This window comes from Candidatus Margulisiibacteriota bacterium, from assembly GCA_041650855.1.
Lineage (GTDB): Bacteria > Margulisbacteria > WOR-1 > O2-12-FULL-45-9 > XYB2-FULL-48-7 > JALOPZ01.
Window position 1 is genome coordinate 235,484 of sequence record JBAZKJ010000001.1, and the last position, 16,987, is coordinate 252,470.

20 protein-coding genes are annotated in these 16,987 nt (G+C 47.0%); 6 read left to right on the plus strand and 14 right to left on the minus strand.

The genetic code is table 11. From position 1 onward, the window contains the following. Positions 1-84: 84 nt before the first annotated feature. Positions 85-903: an SDR family oxidoreductase gene (locus WC529_01210; GenBank protein ID MFA5112894.1), complete on the plus strand. Its 819-nt coding sequence runs from the start codon at positions 85-87 to the stop codon at positions 901-903. Beyond that, positions 900-1,349, plus strand: coding sequence for a flavodoxin family protein (locus WC529_01215; GenBank protein ID MFA5112895.1), 450 nt, complete (start codon positions 900-902; stop codon positions 1,347-1,349). Before WC529_01210 ends, WC529_01215 begins: the two co-directional genes overlap by 4 nt. Here the strand turns inward: WC529_01215 and WC529_01220 are convergent. The 3 genes from WC529_01220 to WC529_01230 form a co-directional block, all read right to left on the minus strand. Beyond that, positions 1,342-1,866 (minus strand): ORF6N domain-containing protein, encoded by a 525-nt coding sequence (locus tag WC529_01220; GenBank protein MFA5112896.1) that lies wholly within the window; start codon positions 1,864-1,866, stop codon positions 1,342-1,344. The genes WC529_01215 and WC529_01220 overlap by 8 nt on opposite strands. Before the next feature lie 128 nt (positions 1,867-1,994). Beyond that, positions 1,995-2,396, minus strand: a complete 402-nt coding sequence (locus WC529_01225) for a copper resistance protein NlpE (protein MFA5112897.1) — start codon at positions 2,394-2,396, stop codon at positions 1,995-1,997. Between the two features lie 27 nt (positions 2,397-2,423). Next, complete coding sequence (locus WC529_01230; GenBank protein ID MFA5112898.1) at positions 2,424-3,398, minus strand: hypothetical protein; 975 nt, start codon at positions 3,396-3,398, stop codon at positions 2,424-2,426. 82 nt (positions 3,399-3,480) lie between these two features. Here WC529_01230 and WC529_01235 point away from each other — a divergent pair, with 82 nt between their 5' ends. Together WC529_01235 and WC529_01240 are read left to right on the plus strand one after the other, a co-directional pair. Next, positions 3,481-4,491, plus strand: a complete 1,011-nt coding sequence (locus tag WC529_01235; GenBank protein ID MFA5112899.1) for a linear amide C-N hydrolase — start codon at positions 3,481-3,483, stop codon at positions 4,489-4,491. Then, positions 4,491-5,696, plus strand: a complete 1,206-nt coding sequence (locus tag WC529_01240; GenBank protein MFA5112900.1) for a serine hydrolase domain-containing protein — start codon at positions 4,491-4,493, stop codon at positions 5,694-5,696. The genes WC529_01235 and WC529_01240 overlap by 1 nt, the downstream gene beginning before the upstream one ends. Here the strand turns inward: WC529_01240 and WC529_01245 are convergent. Together WC529_01245 and WC529_01250 are read right to left on the minus strand one after the other, a co-directional pair. Further along, positions 5,656-6,147 (minus strand): DUF6790 family protein, encoded by a 492-nt coding sequence (locus WC529_01245; protein MFA5112901.1) that lies wholly within the window; start codon positions 6,145-6,147, stop codon positions 5,656-5,658. The genes WC529_01240 and WC529_01245 overlap by 41 nt on opposite strands. A 12-nt stretch (positions 6,148-6,159) precedes the next feature. Further along, positions 6,160-6,501 carry a hypothetical protein gene (locus WC529_01250; protein ID MFA5112902.1) on the minus strand — a complete coding sequence of 114 codons (342 nt, stop codon included), beginning with the start codon at positions 6,499-6,501 and terminating at the stop codon, positions 6,160-6,162. Positions 6,502-6,575: 74 nt separating this feature from the next. On the opposite strand from WC529_01250, the gene WC529_01255 reads away from it, so the two are divergent. Then, positions 6,576-6,947 (plus strand): EamA family transporter, encoded by a 372-nt coding sequence (locus tag WC529_01255; protein MFA5112903.1) that lies wholly within the window; start codon positions 6,576-6,578, stop codon positions 6,945-6,947. A gap of 6 nt (positions 6,948-6,953) precedes the next feature. Here WC529_01255 and rsgA read toward each other — a convergent pair whose 3' ends face one another. The 9 genes from rsgA to WC529_01300 all read right to left on the minus strand — a co-directional run bounded on the left by rsgA (position 6,954) and on the right by WC529_01300 (position 15,859). Then, positions 6,954-7,949 (minus strand): ribosome small subunit-dependent GTPase A, encoded by a 996-nt coding sequence (rsgA, locus tag WC529_01260; GenBank protein ID MFA5112904.1) that lies wholly within the window; start codon positions 7,947-7,949, stop codon positions 6,954-6,956. A gap of 97 nt (positions 7,950-8,046) precedes the next feature. Then, entirely contained in the window at positions 8,047-9,579 is a 1,533-nt protein-coding gene (locus WC529_01265; GenBank protein MFA5112905.1) for a recombinase family protein, read from the minus strand. Between the two features lie 3 nt (positions 9,580-9,582). Then, positions 9,583-9,711 carry a hypothetical protein gene (locus tag WC529_01270; protein MFA5112906.1) on the minus strand — a complete coding sequence of 43 codons (129 nt, stop codon included), beginning with the start codon at positions 9,709-9,711 and terminating at the stop codon, positions 9,583-9,585. 274 nt (positions 9,712-9,985) lie between these two features. Next, entirely contained in the window at positions 9,986-12,466 is a 2,481-nt protein-coding gene (locus WC529_01275) for a toprim domain-containing protein (protein ID MFA5112907.1), read from the minus strand. Between the two features lie 56 nt (positions 12,467-12,522). Next, on the minus strand, positions 12,523-13,089 hold the full coding sequence (locus WC529_01280; protein MFA5112908.1) for a hypothetical protein: 567 nt from the start codon (positions 13,087-13,089) through the stop codon (positions 12,523-12,525). 120 nt (positions 13,090-13,209) lie between these two features. Next, the gene (locus tag WC529_01285) at positions 13,210-13,380 is read right to left on the minus strand and encodes a hypothetical protein (protein ID MFA5112909.1); all 171 of its coding nucleotides are present in this window, start codon (positions 13,378-13,380) and stop codon (positions 13,210-13,212) included. 123 nt (positions 13,381-13,503) lie between these two features. Continuing rightward, positions 13,504-14,124, minus strand: coding sequence for a hypothetical protein (locus WC529_01290; GenBank protein ID MFA5112910.1), 621 nt, complete (start codon positions 14,122-14,124; stop codon positions 13,504-13,506). Between the two features lie 195 nt (positions 14,125-14,319). Next, on the minus strand, positions 14,320-15,183 hold the full coding sequence (locus WC529_01295; protein MFA5112911.1) for a hypothetical protein: 864 nt from the start codon (positions 15,181-15,183) through the stop codon (positions 14,320-14,322). A 136-nt stretch (positions 15,184-15,319) separates the two neighbouring features. After that, on the minus strand, positions 15,320-15,859 hold the full coding sequence (locus WC529_01300) for a recombinase family protein (GenBank protein MFA5112912.1): 540 nt from the start codon (positions 15,857-15,859) through the stop codon (positions 15,320-15,322). Between the two features lie 140 nt (positions 15,860-15,999). Between WC529_01300 and WC529_01305 the strand changes: the two genes are divergently transcribed. After that, positions 16,000-16,971, plus strand: a complete 972-nt coding sequence (locus tag WC529_01305; GenBank protein MFA5112913.1) for a hypothetical protein — start codon at positions 16,000-16,002, stop codon at positions 16,969-16,971. Positions 16,972-16,987: the final 16 nt, after the last annotated feature.

Below are 16,987 nucleotides of genomic sequence, written 5' to 3' on the forward strand. Positions count from 1 at the left end.
AACCGTTCAAAGCTATTTTCGGCGATGTTCGGCGGTTATTTCAACATATTTGACAGAAAGGGTCGCGGGTGGGAAAATCGTGATATGGACAAGAAAACCATTTTGCTCACTGGCGCTTCGCAAGGAATCGGCAAAGAAACGGCCCTCCTCTTCCAGGCGCGCGGCTGGAACGTGGCGGCGACGATGCGCCAGCCGGGGAAAAGCGCCCTGCCGGGGATCTTTTGCCCGGCGCTCGACGTCACGGAACCGGAAACGATCGAGGCGGCGGTCGCCGCGACGATCGCCAGGTTCGGCGGGATCGACGTCTTATTGAACAACGCCGGCTACGGCGCGGTCGGTCCTTTTGAGGCGGCGACCCGGGAGCAGATCGTGCGCCAGTACGAGACGAACCTGTTCGGTTTAATGGCAGTTACCAGAGCGGTCCTTCCCCATTTCCGTCAGCGCCGGAATGGCCTGATCATCAACGTCACTTCGGTCGCCGGGCGGACGACTTTCCCGCTCTACACGCTTTACAATTCGACCAAATGGGCGGTGGAAGGTTTTTCCGAAGCGCTCCGTTTTGAGCTGGAACCGTTAAATATCAAGGTGAAGGTCGTCGAGCCGGCGGGGATCAAGACCGAGTTCAGCCACTCCTCGGCCGATATTCTGGTCGACCCCAAGCTGACCGATTACGAGCCCTTTATCGCCCGGGTCAAACCGTGGATCGAGCAGATGGATAAGGGCGGCCACCCGCCCCGGGAAGCGGCCGAGGTGATCTACCGCGCGGCCTCCGACAACCGCAACAAGTTCCGCTACGTGGTCGGAACGGACGGCAAATTCCTTTTGTTCCTGAAACGCCTGCTGCCCGACAACTGGGTCTTCGCTTTCTCGAAAATGCTGTTCGTTAAAGGAGCTTCCCGATGAAAACGTTACTAATCTGCGCTTCCTACCATCACCAGAACACGCTAAAGGTCGCCCGGGCGATAGCCGAGGTCCTGGGTGCGAAGATCGCGGCGCCGGCGGATGTTGATCCGACCTCCCTAGCCGGCTACGACCTGATCGGGTTCGGTTCCGGGGTTTACGACAGCAAATTCCATGTCGGCATCCTGGACCTGGTCGCCAGGCTGCCCGAGCTAAAAGGGAAAAAGGCCTTTGTTTTTTCCACCAACACGTTCGGTTTGAAACTTTTTAACGACCGGTTCAAACCGCTGTTGGCACAAAAGGGGTTTGCGGTGATCGGTGATTTTACCTGCCCGGGGTTTATCGACTTCAGTTTCATCAAGTACTTTTTCGGCGGCATCAGCAAGGGCCGGCCGAACGAAAAGGATATCCAAAACGCGCGGGAATTTGCTAAGCAGCTTCTCAAATAAACCCTATTCGCTTCTTTGGCCTCTCTTCCACGATCAACATTTTGCGGATCGCTTCAAAGATCGCGCCGATCTCCCGCTCATGCTTATCCAATCGTTTGCCAAACCGCTCTTCCAATAGGTCGAGCTTCAGCGCCAGTTCCTTATGGAAAAATAGCGCCTGTTTGAACTTCACAAACGCCCGCATGATCTGAATATTAACCTGTATTGCCCGTTCGCTATTAAGGACCGATGAAAGCATTGCGACGCCTTGTTCGGTAAAGGCGTAAGGGCGCCACCGCAACCCCATCCTATCCGCGTTGGAGGTCACAAATTGTGACCTCCAATCATCGAACTCTTTCCGATCAAGTTCAAACATGAAGTCCTCTGGAAACCGGTCCAGATTCCTATTTACCGCTTGTTTTAGCACTTTAGTCGCCACTCCATACAGGGCGGCCAGATCCCGATCCAGCATCACCTTTTGTCCCCTGATCAAGTATATTTTGCTTTCGATCCGCTCAAGCGGGACAAGTTCGTTCATGTCCAGCCTATAGCAATCTTATTGCCACGAGGAACAACGGGGGAAATGTAGTGATTTTCGACAGTTGATCTTAAGACACTTCTACAAACAGATTATCTGATATTTATAAGCCAAACAGACGAGTCTTATTATTTCTTTCTGCTCAACGTCAAATTCATCGGACAATCGATCATTTTTAGCTCTTTATCGACAACGACAAGATGATCGGCGTCTTTTTGGCGGAAGTTGTAGATCTCTTGCGGTTTGTTGTAGTTCAACTGGATGATCTCGTACTTACCGAACTTGACCGTCTGCCACTTACCGGCGGAAGTGAATGTTTTGTCCCCGTCCCGCGTCGCCAGATAGGTTTCCTTCAAGAAATAAGTGCCGTCCTGGTACAAAGTCAGCTCGGTCTTTAAGCCCGCGCAATCGGCGCCGGGGAGGACGCCCTCGTAGGTTGTCCCCGGCTCTTTCCGGTTAATAAAGAAAAACCCCAAGCCGAGGCAAATCACGATCAGCAAGATCAACGCGAGGCCAAGCCATTTATTCATGACTCATCATTATAATCCGGGTTTTTGTTAAAGAACAGCGTCAAAGGGGTAATAAGGGACGGCGGCTTGCCGCTCGCCGGCCGCGTGGAAGATCCGCGCGTCGCCGAATTCGGTCAGCGGCCGGCTGTCCTTGACCAGCAGCGCCAGCTCGTCGAGCATGACATCTTCGCCCCAATTCCAGCCGAGATCTTTTTTCATGGTCGACGGAATGACCAGATAATCCGCGGCGGTCGCCCGAGCACGCACATGGTCAACAACGGCCCCTGAATGGCAGGCCATAAAAACCAGCACCTTTTTACCGGCAATGGCGTCGAGCTTGTCCAGCAGCTCCCGGTAAAGCAGGTCCCCGATCCGGTCCGGCAGGCCGTGCGCCCGGACAAACATGAGCGTCAAAGTATCCTTATCCGCGACTTGCGAGAAAGACGCCAGCGCGCGGTAAACGGCGGCCTGGGGATCCGCCAGGTCGGGGAATACTTTGAGGATTTGTTCATAAGCAACCCTTGAGCCGGCCCGATATTTGTAAACATCAACGGCACAATGGATATTGAAGCACATCTGCGCCAGCCCCCAACTTAGGTCGTCGGAAAAATTCGCCCGCCGCTCGATCACTCCGTATCCCCAGGCCGGGTCTTTATTGTCGATCATTTCATTGTAAGCGATCTCGACCGTCCCGCAGGCCTCAGCTACGCGCCGGTCGCGCTCCGGCCCGGTTATTTTCTCCCGGTGTTCCAGATGATAGGCCGCGTCCGACCGGAGGTCCAGCCGCCCGCCCCTTAGGGCCGCTTCCAGCTGATAGATCGAGCAATTCCCTCTCCCCCAGTTCCCTGACCGGGCCAAGATCCGGGAATACGGGATCGACCAGTCAGCCGGCTGGTCCGCCTGGTTGACCAATAGGGCCAGCCTTCTTTTGGGCTGGATTATTCGCGGTGCGATCCTGGCAATTGCCATGTTAACTTCCGGATAACTGTCGTCATAAAGAAGACAATATTTCAACATTTTCATCTTTATTGCTCTATCGCGTCGCGGACTCCATTGACAAGGAAAGGCGGGAGTGGCAAAATCATTCTTAACTATGGAGGTTTCAATGAAAAAAACATTGTTCGTTCTGCTGGCCGCGGTCTTGGCCCTGCCCGCCCTCGCCTGTTCCGACTTCCTGCTTAATAATTCCGGTTCCCAGGTGGTCTCCGCCCGGACAATGGACTTTGGTCTCGAACTGCAGGCGCAGGTCGTGGTCGTCCCCCGCGGCGAGAAGTGCGTTTCCGCCCTCTCGGAGACCGACACTTACATGAAGTGGACGTCAAAGTACGGTTTTGTCGGGACCAACGTCGCCCACCTCCCCGCTTTTACCGATGGCTTGAACGAGAAAGGGTTATCAATCGGGACCCTTTGGCTGACGGCGACCAAATATCCCGACGTCTCCAAAGTTGACCGGAGCAAAGTGATCCAGATCGGCGACGTCGCCCACTGGATACTTGGCAGTTTTGCCACCGTCGACGAGGTCAAACTGGCGTTAACAAAAACGGTCGTCACCGGCGTGCCGTATAAACAGATGAATAACATGCTCCTGCCGCTCCATCTGGCGATTCACGACCGGAACAAGAAGAGCCTGGTCGTCGAGTTCGTCGGCGGCAAGTGGCAGATCTACGATAATCCGTACAACGTCATGACCAACGACCCGCCGTTCCCGGAGATGGTCAAAACCCTGGCCCGGTACAATAAACTGAACAACGACCGGGGCGGTATGCTCGGTTTACCGGGCGACTCGCTCCCGCCGAGCCGTTTTGCCCGGATCTATGTTTTAAACAAGTTCGTCGCCCGGTCCAGGAATGCCCGCGAGGCGGTCAATAACGCCAGGCATATCCTCGATCGGGTAACGCTGGTCAACGGGGAAGTGAAGAACAGCATCACCGAATACGGCCTGGTCCGCGACCATAAGAACCTCGTTTATTACGTGATCGACGATGAAAATACCAACCTAAGGGCCATCGACCTGAAGAAGCTTGACTTCAAACCGGGCGCGAAACAATCGGCAACGCCGATCGCGGCCGACAACTGGTTCGTCCCGGCCAACGGTGAATTAACGCCGTTATTATAATGAATAACAAATTATTTATTCTGGGCCTGGCCGCGATCCTTGGTCTCTCGCTCCTCTCCGGTTGCAGCACCAGCAGCTCCGGGCCCGGCCAGTACCAGCCGTACCTTAATGCCTTACTGGCGGCCGAGTGGGCGAACTATAGCGCGGGGAAAGCGAACTTTGGCGGCGGTTTGGCGATGTACATCATTTCCCCCAAAGGGAGTTTCTACGTGTCGGCCAACATGCCGGGCGGGACCGCGGACACCCATTTCCGCGGGGCCAGTACTACTAAGAGTTATACCGCGGCGGCCATTATGCTCCTCCATCAGCAGGGGAAGCTGAATATCGACGACCTGATCACCGCTAACATCCCCGGCTCGACCGAACCATATGTCCCGAACACCGCCAATTATAATATCCCCAACAAGAACGCAATCACGATCAAGCTGCTCCTCAACCACCGGGCCGGCGTGTGGGACATCACTAACCAGGATATTCCTTCCACGGAAACCGAGCCGTATGCCGGGTATAACTACCTCGATTACGTCAAGGGAATCGATCCGGAGCATACATTCACCTGTGACGAGCTGGTCGGGGTCGTGGCAACCTGTGAACTATGCAATTTTACCCCCAGCGCTTCTTACGAATACAGCGATACCGGCTATTCCCTGCTCGGTAAGATCATCGAGCGGGTTTCCGGCCTGCGCTACGATCAGTTCATGCAGGCAAACCTGTTAATACCGAACGGCTTGACCAAGACCAGTTTCCCTTACCTGGGGACGGACCGAACTATCCCCACTCCGTTCGAGACCGGGTACCAGTACCTGTCCGGCGCCCTGACCGACGTCACGGTCGATAACATGTCCGGCCATTTGGCTGAAGGGAACGTGATCACCACGCCGGCCGACCTGGCTAAGTGGATGAGAGCGCTGATCGAAGGAACAGCGGGCTTGAACGCCGCGACCGTCGGCCTGATGACGACCGAAGCCACGGCCAGGAACTACGGCCTGGGGATCTTTAGGATACCGGGGCTTGGTTACGGTCATAACGGGGCGCATAACGGATATTTAACGACCGCGCTCTGCGATCCGGTCCAGGATGTGACGGTCGTCATGTCCGCCTCCGTCATCAACTGGAACGACCTGGCGGGCGAAATGGCCTGTCTCTATAACACCAGCCGCGCGGTCAAGAACCTGCTCGGCTATTCCACCGCCGAAGGATACTGACCAGCGTTAAGAGGGCGATAGGCATCAGAACAGTCTCGATCCAGATGCCGAGGCCGGCGTTATACGGCGACCAGTTGTTGTTGTAGATGATCTCCCGCACGTGACCAACGCCGCAGCCGACCATCGTAATCGAAGCAACGATCGCGGTCGCCAGCCAGAAATCTTTCCGGAACCAGATACAGAGGATCCCAAGCACGCCCTGGCCCAAGTTCATCATCCCGACCTCGTACTGGAACGGGCTGCCGGCCGGCCAACCGATCAGCGCGGCGATCGCCGCCCCGTTCCACACATGGTTAATATAAGCCAGCAGGCCCATGACCCCGACCTGGAAAACCAATAGATAAAGCAGGATGATCTCAATGATATTCGCCGCCGTCCGGGGTTTCTTGGACCAAACAATATTAACGGTCGAGAAGATGGCAACCAGAGCCAGACAAATTAACCAGATCAAAATAACTCCTCCTTATTTTCCCGGGGTGTGGAACTTATGCAAGAAACGGTGGATGATCGGCGCTAGGAGGATCGCCGCCGTGGTCAAAAAGGCGATGCCGCTGTAAAGCGCGTAAAATGTGGCAAAGACTTTGCCGGACGATGTCCGCAATACGTCAACCGGTCCCATGCCGGCCAGGATCATGGAGGCGTTGAGCGTAGCGTCCAGCCAGGATAATCCCTCCGTATAATGATAACCGACCGCGCCCAGCCATAACGAGAAGGCGATAAAACCGAGGGCGATAAAGATACTCTTGGTTAGCCGAACGATAAAATGCTTAAAGGGGAGCAGCGGCTGTTTATGGTGCTCGTACATCGGGACTATTATATTACTTTACAGCGGTCAGGAGCAAGGGGGGTGAATCATTAATATGCTATAATTCACCAGTCATGCGGCATTTATTGACCTGGATGTTTATTTATACTTTGGTCATGGCTTTAGGCCAGATATTCCTGAAACTGGGAATGAGCAAAATGGCCGGCTTTTCGCTGCAAAGCACCAAAGACGCTTTTCTAATCTTGCCGGGCTTGTTAAGAAGTCCCTACATATTGCTGGGCGCCGGACTGATGGCCGCTTCCTTTGTTCTCTGGCTGTTCATTCTCTCCTGGTTCAGATTAAGCCTGGTTTTTCCCTTGACCGCCCTGACTTACGTCTTTGTCGTTCTGCTCTCCTATTTTATGCTTGGGGAAAAGTTGTTAAGCCAAAATTACGCGGGCATCGTCCTGATCGCTTTCGGGATCTTCTTTCTGCTCTACAAATAAAAGGCGTTAGCCAGCTTGCTTCTTATAGTTCTTGAGCATTCGCCCAAAACTGCGCTCTTTCTGCTTCCTTTCCAGGCTCGATAGATCATAATGAGCGGATTCCTTTTTCAGCTTAAGATAGTTCTGATACTTGGCCTCGCTTAATTCCCCGGAGCGGACCGCAGCCAGAACGGCGCAACCCGGTTCGTGGTCGTGGGTGCAATCGGCAAATTTACAAGCCTTAGCTATCGCAGAGATATCACTGAAAACATCCGCCACCGCTTCGCCTACCTGAGCCAAGCCAACCTCCCTGATCCCCGGATTATCGATGACCATGCCGCCGTTTTTAAGGACAAACAGTTCACGGTGAGTGGTGGCATGTCTCCCCTTTTTGGTGGAGGCGCTGATCATTTTCGTCTTTAACAGCTCTTGGCCCAGCAACTCGTTAATAAGCGATGACTTGCCCACCCCGGAAGATCCGACAAAACAATAGACCTTTCCTTTGCTGATGGCTTGACGCAATCCGGCGATCCCGGAGCCGTCGGCCGCGCTGGTCGTGACGATCTCGATATCCCGGAATCGCTCTTTGAGCTGCGCGACTTTGTCCGCTAATTCCTCTTCTGACGCCAGATCGCTTTTGTTCAGCACAATGACCGGCTCGATCTTGCCCGCTTTAACGATCGTCAAATACCGCTCCAACCGGTTCAGATTGAAGTCCCGGTCAACCGCCTGGACCACAAAAGCCACATCTATATTAGCCGCGATCGGCTGTACATCATCCTGGCCCGCAGCTTTACGGGACAGAATAGTTCTGCGGGACAATATTTCCCGGATCACCGCATGGCCGGGCTCCAACTCTGATATTATGACCAGATCGCCAACGACCGGATAATCGGTCTTGGCTGCGGCGGAGAACATCATTTTGCCGGTCACTTCGGCCCAGCACTCGGCGGCGCCGCTTCTGACGCGGTATTTACCCCGATACTGGGCGACGACCCGGGCGGTTAGATCCTGATCTGGCATATAGTAACTGATTATAGCAAAAATGTTATAATTAATTATGCTGATCCTTGCCGTCGAAACTTCATTAGCCCCATAAACACATCAGTGATTATTTGGCTTAATAGCCATGAATTATTTTCTCTGTTTCCCATCCATTTAGCTTTAAATGCTTGAATTTAATCACCGCCCTATCCTTCTTTACGATTATTACCTCGATCAATTCTCGTAAGAACATCTTGCGCTTTACGTCAGTCATCTTTCTCCAGATTGATGTGAATTTTTTCATTTTACCTATTGAGACGGCTTGCTTGGTTTCATTCTTTGATGATTGGAACAGGTCTGCCTTCTCTTTATCCAAAGCCTCTTTTCTTTGTTTTAGCTGATCCAGAGTAATTAATCCATTTTCATACATCTCAATTTGCTTGCTATATTTCTCATTGAGCCGCTTAACATATGGCTCAATGTCGACAATTTCTTTCTTTTTCCTGCTTTTGAGGTGCTCATTAAACTCATCAACAAAAGTTGTCCCCTCAATATTCTCTTTTACCGCTTGAACAACAGCATCATTTAATCGCTTATAATTAGCATTAACACCTTTACAGTAATGTTTCCCCCCATAAAGATATCCACGACAGTAATATGTGCTAAATGACGTCTTCCTGGGGTGCTTAGGGGTTGATCTACATGTTTTAACTCCCATTGAATAGCCACACAAACCACAACGGATTAGCCCGGTTAAAAGATGATACCTTTTGAGCCGACTAAAAGATGCGGTCTTTTTCCTTTCTCCCAGCATCTTTTGAGCCGTTCTGAATTCCTCTTCATCAATTATCGGCTTATGTAATCCCTTAGCTATTTGCCAGTCTTTTGATTCTGCTTGTTTCCACCATCTCTTGTCGCTTCTCGTAGTACTTAAAACAGGCCTTCGTCTACCATAAGCAATTTTACCGGTGTAGATCGGATTCCTTATAACTGCTAAGACTCTTTGGCTCATCCACATTTTGCCGGCCTTAGTGAACACTTTCATCGCATTTAACTTGTCGGCGATCGCCCTTCCGCTCAATAAGTCTTTTGTAAACCAACGAAATATCATTTTGATCGTTGATGACTCATCACTATTGATCTTTAGCCCTTTATTATCCTTATCGTCTTTATCATAGTCATAACCATAAGGCGCATATTGCCCTCCTGTCCATCTACCAGAAGCTGCTGTTGCCGCATTAGTCTCCCTTATTCTTTCCCCATCTAATTTAGCTTCAAATTGTGCGATTGATGAGACAATGTTGACTAAAAGATCTCCGATAGCATTAGAAGTATCTATATGCTCCGAAAGAGAAACGAACTTTACGTCCTGCTGTTTATATACCTTTAGCTTTTCGCTACAATCAGCAACATTTCTGAACATCCGGTCAAGTCGGTTAACAACAATATAATCGAACTCTTTAAGCTTCTTTATTAGCAGCTTCCCCGATTCTCTGTTGTTGATTTCAATTGTGCCCGAACAAATATCAGAAAAGACTTCGTGATCAAAGCCTGATGGAAATTGATGTTTACACCATTCAATACATCGCAGCTGTTGGGTATCCAAAGACCGATCCTCGCGATCCTCTTTTTCAGCAGATATTCTTATATATATTGCAACCCTTACCAATGGTTACCCCTTGCTCGATTGTTCGCCTTCTTCGTCCTCCCTGACCCACCCTTCCAATAGCTCATAGATATCTTTCATCTCTTTCCCCGTCACTTCAGTATCATATTGATCAATATCCGGATCTTGGAACATGTTTATTGCCCCCTTTTTTTAGACAGTCCGTCAACCTATAAACCTATAAAAATCATATAAAAATCAATTTTTATAACTTTTTTATTATCCTGCCAAGAAATAATGAAACCTAGAAACTAATAAAAGCCAACCTTATACATTTATTTATTAATCCACTTCTAAAATATTTCCTATAGCCTTCCCTTTCTATCTTTTCAACGTTATTGTTTTTGTTATAGCAATAACAAATAACCTATAAATAACTAATATTTAAAGCTTTTTTCATACCTTTATTCTACGGCTCGTCCTCCGGCCCTCCTGGCTCAGATCCATGCTCTGAAGCTGTTGCCTCACCTTCCTGCTCATCATCATCGTCTTCTTCTCCAAACAAGGATTCCTTCGCATCCTCAGCCGCCTTAATAGCTTTTTCTAATAATATTTGCTTTTCATAGTCGCCCTTTTCAATTTTATCTTTGAGTTCTTCTGGCGTAAGCAAGACACTTACAAACATCTTCTCTCGCGAGATTAACCTGTAGTGGCAGAGCCTTCCTCTCCCGCCCTCAACCAAAATAATCGCCCCTGTTGAGCATGCTTCCTTGAGATACTTCGTAATGGTCGGCACCGACCAATCCAATCTTGTCGTTATGTCTTCAACGGTAAATGTTTGTTTGCGATAGTCTTTCTCTTCCCATTTACGAGATATGTCTATGAGCATTGCATCGACCACCTGAACCAGTTGTTCTGTTTTTGGCGCAACTTCCTTTGCGGTTCGCAGAATGACCTGCTCGGCCATTTTATACGCCACAGCATAGTCATCAAGGGTTGCGATAATGTATTTATCTCCGCTAATATCATGCTTTTCTCTCTGATACTGATGTAACAAGGCGGAGGTTTCGATCAACGCCAAGAATCTTGGAAAATCCCTTCGGCTTCGAAGCAATTCCTGCGAGAATTCAATGTATCTAACGTAAGGGATCATTACCTTATTCGTCTCCAGCAGCCTCTGGCTATTGCGGTGGAGATTTATAATATTTTCTGTCCGCTTCGCCGATAGCTTCTCTTCCGGCAAATACTCTGATAATTGAATTTGCTGGATTCTTTTGGTTTGCTCAACAGATTCATCAATAAATAGATCGAAATTACGAGTTTCGTTCTCCGGGTGGATAGATACTTTGGTTGTTGTTTCAATATAACAAACAGGCCCCTCAATGCTCTTCTCTACGGTGATCATCTGTTTTGTCTCAGGATTAACTTGGACTACGGACATAGACAGGCCACCCTCGCTCTGCAAACTACGGATAGAGTAATCGCTCGATTCAGCACCATTTCTCTCATAAATAATAAGCACCCTGTGCTTCAGCGCATTTTTATCCTCTAAATAGAACAGAGCTTTGGCTGAAACCATCGTTCTGGCTATGACATCTTCTTCAGGGAATAAATCGGATACTTTCTCTACTATGTATGACTTTCCGCCCGAGCTTTCCCCCTTTACCACAAGGCTTATCGGTCGTTTTAACTTCCTTGATGTCATCGAAAGATACAGCAATAGCTTATTAAGGTTTTCTCCCACGCACCCTAGCGATTCCAGGTCCGCAAGCACCTGATCAATTAGCTTCGGATTCCTCAGGAACGCCATAGCTTCCTCTTTTTCTTCGGCGCTGAGCACTTTAACGGCCTTGCTTTTATCTGCAACGCTTTTCTTATTAAACGCTATCAATGCTTTTTCAAGCATGACCAACTGCTTCTCAATGTCGGGGGCAGCCTTCATTTTGCATTTCTTCATAAAAGCGTCCCGTGAAGACCCTTTCCACAGCTTGACCTCATCTTTATTAATCAGATCCTTGCTGGAATAAAGCTCGATTACTGCCGTTATGTTCCCGCCTTTCCCAGCAAATGAATGCTCCTTAACAAGGTAATCCAGTTCACCAATCCGATAAATCAGCTCATCTTCGCCATGCCGATCTAAGAACGGCTCATAACATGCCGCCCTTTTTGCGCCACGGAGCAGGTCACCATAATCCTTCTTGCTGTTTCCTTCCTTAAAATAGCTATTAATATCAACTTTTGTCTTGTCCTCAGCTGGCAGCTCAACTATCCGAGCGTCAGGGATAATCCTCCCTAGCTCTAACGCCGCTTTTCTGCCCCTGTTGATCTTTTGATCTGAGTCATTATCAAAACATATAAATACTTTCTTGCCTCTTAGCTTTCTTAACAGGTCGATTTGTTCTTCGGATGGCTTGATCCCGCATACCGCCATTGCGCCAGGGTAACCTCTGCTTATAAGCGTCATACAGTCAATAATGGACTCAGTTAATATAATCGCCTCCGCCTCTTTACCAGCATCATAATTAAATATCCCCTTCCCAAGCCCCTTGAGGAACAGGTGCTTTGCTTGCCGATCTGAAAGCGCCCTGCTATAGAGGTTAACAACTAAACCATCCCGAACAATAGGGACAATCAAACTATCCTTAAAGAACCAGCTATGCTCATCCCCCATAAATTCATAGCAGTTAATTTCTTCCGCTTTGCCTCCTGACAGCAAAAGCATTTCCCTGATCTCCCCGCAAGAATGATCGGAATGGTATGCCCTGAGCCCCGACAAGTCGTCAATGCTAATGCCCCGTTCCTTTCTTAAATATTTGGTCGCCTTGTCATTGTCCCCCTCGGCCTCCAAGAACTTCAGAACCTTGGTTAACACACCATTCAGAGCCTGACTCTCCTTGGTCGTCAGCCGTCTAATGTTTTGATCTTTGCCCGCCGCTTCATAATCGGACATTTCATTCCCCTCCTATCGAGAATAGATTATAATCATCTTTTCAGCTCCCGAACACGTTAATTGTCGTCGCTATTAGCCATTATGGTATCTATAATGGTCAACATTTCAGCCTCGGTCCTATCGCCCCGCTTGATCAACCATTCCAGGTCTACCTCCTTGATTCGATCAATTTCTGCCTGTGTCAGCAGAACCGGGAGTTTAACAATCGGGATCATTTCATATGTATCTTTCCCCTTTTTTCCTTCATTACGCTTAATAACAAAATCGCTCTGCGTAATACTGCCGTTCAGCTTATAAAACTGTAACAGCGTATTTTTGATGGTTCGCCCTCCCTCGAATACCCTGACCTTGTCATCGGTTCGGTCAATTAACGGGGCAAGGAACGTATCCTTGGCCTTGGTGATCGGAGCGCCCCACTCAGCGCTCGCCTTTGAGCACAGCGGGCAGTCGGCTCCTATACAATGAATATAGCCATACCCCTTTGCCCAGTGCCTTGTTATAACGGCCATGTCTTCAGGTTCTTGCAGGAGCCGCACTAGCGCCTTCCCTCCCGCCTTCAGCAGCAACAAATCATTATTCACGGAATTATCCTTGAAGCTCTCTAATCCATATCTTTTGGTCATTTTATTTACCTCCTAAGTGTTTTCCAACCAAGAGACGAAACATGAGCCCAATAAGGTCAAATTGGCGCTTGAGCGGCTAGCTGATACTTGCTAGCGCCCATGTTTATCTGAACACGGACCTTATTTCTTATTGTGAATGGTCTTTTTCTTCGGGACAAAAGCCATCTCACGATCCTCAGCTTCCATCAAGGCAAAGAATTCCTTTACCAATTCAAGATGCTCGGGGCGTACAACATATTCAACAACAGCATTCATACATAACCGATCCAACGGCGACATTTCGTCATCCATGAATATTTTCACCTCCTTGACCCAATATTTTGCGCATCGGCAAAAAAAATGCCGACCACATTATTGGTCGACATTCATTTTAAATTGGGGAAGGAGGCCTGGATAGGTTGCAGAAAAGGGATTTTATGTGTCCGGCTGTTTTTTGTTGATCTGAAGCCTATTTATATATCTTCTACATGCTTTTCCGACCTCGTCATGTGATAAGTGAAGGCCCATTATTTCCGATATTTCCTTATACGATTTTCCTTCATTATGCAACGAATATATTTCTCTGTCTCGGCTCAGATTTTCAATGGGCTTCAAACTGGCTCGGTCTTTGCCAAAAACCATCTTTTTAAATTTCTCGATAACTGACCAATTATCTCTTATGTCATTGATTGTCGAATTAACACCAAGCTCAATAATAATTTTTTGTTTCAACGGATCATACTGGATGTTAATTCGTGAGGGGGGCGGGAAGATTTTTTCCCCCGAGAATATGTACTCCAATATGCCGAACTCCCACTCGGGGCCCAAGCGGAATTCTTTTCGGATTACCGCTAAGTCATCTTCATACATATTTTTTACCTGATAACGGTCTTCCCCTTCTATCTCAGCCTCCCACCAGTTTTTTGTGCCCCATTTTTGTTTAAAGCTTTCGCAGAGCTGCTTAAATCTTGGGCTTTGTTCTAGGATGGCAATAGTGTCTTTTTGCTTTAAATAGGTATTTCGTGACGCTGAGCTTTCCGTCCGTTTCTTTTTCATAAGATATTGATATTATACCGCGAATCTGGTTATTAGTAGACTAGAGTTAGCCGCCATAATCTAAGCAATATTAGGTTGGTTGCCCGGGAGCGCCTCCCAATGGTCATGCTGAACTGCCAACTACGAGGATATATTTACACACTACGATGAAAGACCTGAGAAAAGCCGCTGAAAAACATCCTCTTGAGTAACTATTTAAATAATATTATGGCCAATCCTAACCATAGCTATTTTATTTATGAGTACGCCCAAAGGTTTATAAAGGTTCACAAGCAACCCGTAATAAGAAAGGAAATACTCCTTAAATTGTTCGTCGTGGATGTCCTTGTTCAGATACTCAAGATCCCTATAGTTGGCTTTTATCCTGTACCAATAGAAGAAGTCGAATAGGCTTATGAAGCTTTCATCTATATATTTTGAATACATAGCCTTACTTTTCTTATTATGCAACGTTTTTATCCTATTCGTTCTTCTAAATTCCTCAATACTATAATTTGCTAATTTCTTAAATATTTGCGTCAGCCTTTCCTCAACATCAACGGGCGATCTCTTAATGTTTGAGCCTGATTTAATCTTTAGCTTTAATGCCTCCCTAATATTCACAAGCCGGTTGAATTTCTCATCACTAAATAATATCTCTTTTCTCTCAATGTGGTCTTTGAGCCAGCCCAAGACACTTGAATGGGTAGAATTAAACGCATCCTTATTACAGGTTACAAGGTACTTCAACAACAGACACATATTGAATATAACGTAATATGCCTTTACGGATATCCAAGATACACAGACCACGGCATATTCCGGGTTCTTTTGTATAAGAACCTTTTCTTGTTCGAGGCTGTCCAAAGTCAGCTTGATTAGATTTACCTTGTTTTTTACATTGATATTGCATTCAATAGCTTTTTCAATGCTTAAACTCGTATCTAAAGATATATCCTTAGAAATAGCTTCTAAGCATTTAACATAATTCAAATGCGTAATAAAATCTGGCGGGTTTTGTTTTTCGTATTCCTCGCCCAATTGTTTTGCGATTTCCTTGAAACTATATACAATTTTCATACTAATGTAGTCAATTATGAATTAGTAACAAACGGACTTCAAGCAGGAGGGATAAAACAAACCATAGTAAATATACCACCGGTTGTTTATTTAGGGATAAATATGATCAAAAGAGGTTAAATAAGCGGGGGGAGGATTATTTACTGCCCTGTTTAGCCCATCTCTGATGATAACCAGACACTTTTCTTCGTTTGGTATCCTTACTACCTTGAGGTCTGCCTAATACCTTCCCCTGCTTAACAGCCCTGTAAAGACCAGCCTTTGTCCTGGCGACTATCAGCTCCCGTTCATATTCAGCGAAAACACCCAGCATCTGCCAGAACATCTTCCCCTCAGGTGTTTGCGTATTGATATTTTGTGTTATTGAGATAAATTCGACCTTTTGGCTCTTGAATTCCTCAAATAGGTTTAACAAGTGCTGTAATGAACGCCCTATCCGATCTAGCTTGTATACAACGACGCAACCAATCTTGTTTGCCCTTATATCAGTTATAAGCCGCTCAAAAGCTGGTCTTTTATCGTTTTTACCGCTATACCCATCATCAACATAATGAGCTGTAACCTTATATTTCATTCTGGCGCAATACTCTCTTATCGCCAACATCTGATTCTCAGGGGTCTGCTCCGTTGTTGAGGTCCTTGCATACAAAACCACTTCTTTTTCTCCATTAATCATATCGCCCTCCTATTTACGGGTTTTTAGAGGGATATCTTAATATAGTCTTCAGCGCTTGTACATCCGCGGTCTGTTCTATTGACTTAGAATAGCGAGGGACTATAATCATAATCATCTTCAACTCATAAAGCCACTAATTTATGGTTATCATAACTAATATATTAAGTGATCCGCAAGAATTTACTGTATATAAGAATTATATTGTTGCTCTCGATCTATTAATTAGGAAACTATTTAAGGATGATTACCGCCTCTTACGAGACAGCTTTAATAAGCGCCTAAACAATGTGGACTGTTCCAACGATTTAGATATATTAAGAAAGCTTCTTTATAACGCTTGGAATACGGAAGTCTTGCTTAATCTGCCTTCGAGATTTGATAACCAATATATTAGGCTGACCAATCATTGGGCGCCTGTTCAAGGCTATTATGTTTTGTATCTCCTCTTAAGGGCATTGATTATCGCAAAAGGCATGCGTCCAAAAGCTGAGCACCGAAAGATATTAAATATTGTTGCTAACAACCTATTGTCTCAAGAAAAGATATTCCCCAATCCATGGGGGATATGCTGTAGTGAAGACTGCGATATACCCAAATACACCAATTTGCCAGCAGAATATATTCCTACCACAATATGTAGCTTATCGAATCCAATGCTATTTAATGATAATGATCTTTATAGCTCATTATGCATGTTATTAAGAACAACAAGAGAAAGAATATTAGAGCAGAGAGGCAATGATTGGAAACAAAAGAACCCAACTACCCGGGGACCAAGAAAGAATCTTCCAAGAGGGGTCAAAGAGACATTGGATCACAATTTACCGCCAACTTCAGTATTCGATGCCTTCTACAGACTAAGAACAAGGTCGAATTACAGGGATGCAGATGCATTCTTGTTAACAGTAAATGAAAACAGCTCCAGATTGTTTTTCAATTCATTGACAAATGTCATAGACAAAACAGCGTTCATGATTGAACAATTAATCGTGGATTTAACAACCAAGACAACATTCAGCAAGTTAACAGATGCGTATTTCTCTATAGGGGACAAAGACCTTCTCAGCAAAATGCCCTTTGGCATATATAAAAGGCATCAACATTTCAACTAATCCTTGTTCTTTCCTG